The organism is Neobacillus fumarioli NBRC 102428 (assembly GCF_001591485.1).
Taxonomy (GTDB): Bacteria; Bacillota; Bacilli; order Bacillales; family Cytobacillaceae; genus Neobacillus; species Neobacillus fumarioli.
The window spans coordinates 1-2,414 of sequence record NZ_BCUZ01000210.1; the positions used below are offsets into that span (position 1 = coordinate 1).

At 36.7% G+C, this 2,414-nt stretch carries 3 protein-coding genes and 1 tRNA gene; 1 reads left to right on the plus strand and 3 read right to left on the minus strand.

The features are described 5' to 3' along the window. Nucleotides 1–91: 91 nt before the first annotated feature. Nucleotides 92–175: transfer RNA gene (locus BFU02S_RS15595), tRNA-Leu, on the minus strand. A gap of 284 nt (nucleotides 176–459) precedes the next feature. Between BFU02S_RS15595 and BFU02S_RS16910 the strand changes: the two genes are divergently transcribed. Then, nucleotides 460–597, plus strand: a complete 138-nt coding sequence (locus BFU02S_RS16910) for a hypothetical protein (protein WP_157075968.1) — start codon at nucleotides 460–462, stop codon at nucleotides 595–597. 94 nt (nucleotides 598–691) lie between these two features. Here the strand turns inward: BFU02S_RS16910 and BFU02S_RS15600 are convergent, their stop codons facing one another. Together BFU02S_RS15600 and BFU02S_RS15605 are read right to left on the minus strand one after the other, a co-directional pair. Further along, nucleotides 692–1,444 (minus strand): exodeoxyribonuclease III, encoded by a 753-nt coding sequence (locus BFU02S_RS15600; protein ID WP_066372667.1) that lies wholly within the window; start codon nucleotides 1,442–1,444, stop codon nucleotides 692–694. Nucleotides 1,445–1,604: 160 nt separating this feature from the next. Then, nucleotides 1,605–2,390: a divergent polysaccharide deacetylase family protein gene (locus tag BFU02S_RS15605; protein WP_066372670.1), complete on the minus strand. Its 786-nt coding sequence runs from the start codon at nucleotides 2,388–2,390 to the stop codon at nucleotides 1,605–1,607. Nucleotides 2,391–2,414 lie beyond the last annotated feature (24 nt).

The window sequence follows — 2,414 nt, forward strand, 5'->3', positions numbered from 1 at the left end:
AATGAAAAAAGAAGAATATTAGATTGGAAGTTTAAATCTTTACCTTGATAAGATAATGTTATACCGCTGAATTACTTCTACATAAACATGATGCGGGTGAAGGGACTTGAACCCATACGGTATTACTACCACTAGAACCTGAATCTAGCGCGTCTGCCGATTCCGCCACACCCGCATAATTATTATACAAGGTTACATTCAATACTAAACTAGATCATACAGTATGAATATTTAATCACTTCATTTATATCAGCGGCATAAAAAATAATACCACCATTGAACCATTTCTGTCAATCCAAAATTTCATCTATTTCGCTGCCAATTAATTAATTACAATTATTGAAAATATTTGTGATGACAAGGTTTTTATGTAAAGAGTCTGCATTATAATAGTTTAAATCCCTTTTTATAGGTAAAAATAAATTAAGAATACTAAAAGATTAAAAGGAGTGCTGGAAAGTGGGATCCAACCATCAGAAAAAAGAAATCAATAAAGGTCTCCTAACCCCCGGAGATGCAGAGCAGTTAGACTGTCCATCTGACAATGAAAAGACACCTGAATTTGATGAATTGGGAACCGCTTTAAATGGTTTGTAAAATAACCAATCAAAAAAAAGCCCAGTGACCAAAACATTGGGCTTTCGTGTGAATATTGTTTTTAAATTGAAACCAGTAATCAAATCAATAAATTTTAATCCAATTCAAGCACAATTGGACAATGATCACTTCCCATGATATGAGAGTGAATATCAGCTGCTTTTAATCGGCCTTCTAAAGATTTTGAAACGATAAAATAATCAATCCGCCACCCGATATTCCGTTCGCGGACCTTATTCATATACGACCACCAAGTATAAGCTCCTTCTTGATCCGGATAAAAATAGCGATAACTATCAATAAATCCTGCGTTTAATAATGCAGTCATTTTCGCGCGTTCTTCATCAGTAAACCCTGAGTTTCCGACATTCGATTTCGCGTTTCTTAAGTCGATTTCTTGGTGGGCGACATTTAAGTCTCCACATAATATGACGGGTTTTCTCTTGTTTAGCTCTTGGAGATAGTGAAGAATCCGGTCTTCCCATTCAATACGATATCCCAATCTTGCTAAATCCCTTTGTGAATTTGGTGTATAAACATTTACCAGGAAGAAATCAGCAAACTCAAGTGTCAAAATTCTTCCTTCTGTTTCTGAATTTTCTTCCCCTATCCCGAAACGGACAGACAAAGGTTCTACCTTTGTAAAAACAGCTGTTCCGGAGTAACCTTTTTTTACGGCATAATTCCAATATTGCCAATATCCTGGTAGTTCTAAATGAATTTGCCCTTCCTGTAATTTTGTTTCTTGTATACAGAAAATATCAGCTTCCACACTATGAAAATAATCCAAAAACCCTTTTTTAACACATGCCCTAAGACCATTTACATTCCAAGAAATTAATTTCATGATTTCCATTCCTTTTAAAACTGACTTTTTCCATTAGATTTTAAGATCTGTGACAGGACAAATTGTACCAGCTAGATACAAATGTGAAAAGCACTTAGTTTGAAGGTAATTGTTTCCTTTTCAAGAGGACATAAAAAAAGACAGCACCTGCTGTCTTTTTTCATTCGACGATATGATTTTTACTGATTTCATCTGAAACTAATTCAGAAACCGGGACAATTTTAATATGACGCTTATGAAATTCATCCATTGCTTGAAAAATACCCATGGAACAAATCTTTCCTGTTATGCCTACATGGCCTATTGCAATTCCATGCCCCTTTATTTCTGTTACTTTTGCCAGTCTTAACATTTGGTTCCGCACATAGGATGATGATGAAACATTATCTAGAAACACATCCCTTTTTATAATGGGCACTCCTAATTCTTTAGCGATTTCGGGAAATTTCGAATTTGGACTGGTCCCGCTGTCCACAATATACAATTTATTTTCCTTCGCGACTTCTACAATTGTTCGAACAATTTCCTCATTTTCAACGGCAAGTGACCCCATGTGATTATTAAGCCCTACGGCATGTGGAACGCTTTTGATCGCCTCTTTTACTCGTTGCCGTACTTCTTCAGGTGAAAGGTCAACCGTAATCGGTTTTGGTCCAAGCCAAGAACGTTTTCCCTGTTTTGGCTCCATTGGCAGATGGACCATTACTTCAAAACCATTTTTAAAAGCCCATTCAGCATGTTTTTTAGAACTTTCAGTAAAGGGCATAACGGCAGCAGTAATCGGTACATTTCCTTCTAGAAAGTCTTTGACTCCTCCAGTACCGCCGCCAAAGTCATCAATGATGATAGCCGCCTTTCGTGAAGCAGCCTCCGGATTATCCGCAAATGCTGGTGTTTGCCATGAACAATAAATGAATACAAAAAGCAATAGACCGTACTTTTTCATACAATCCCCCCAAAACTAAAGCTC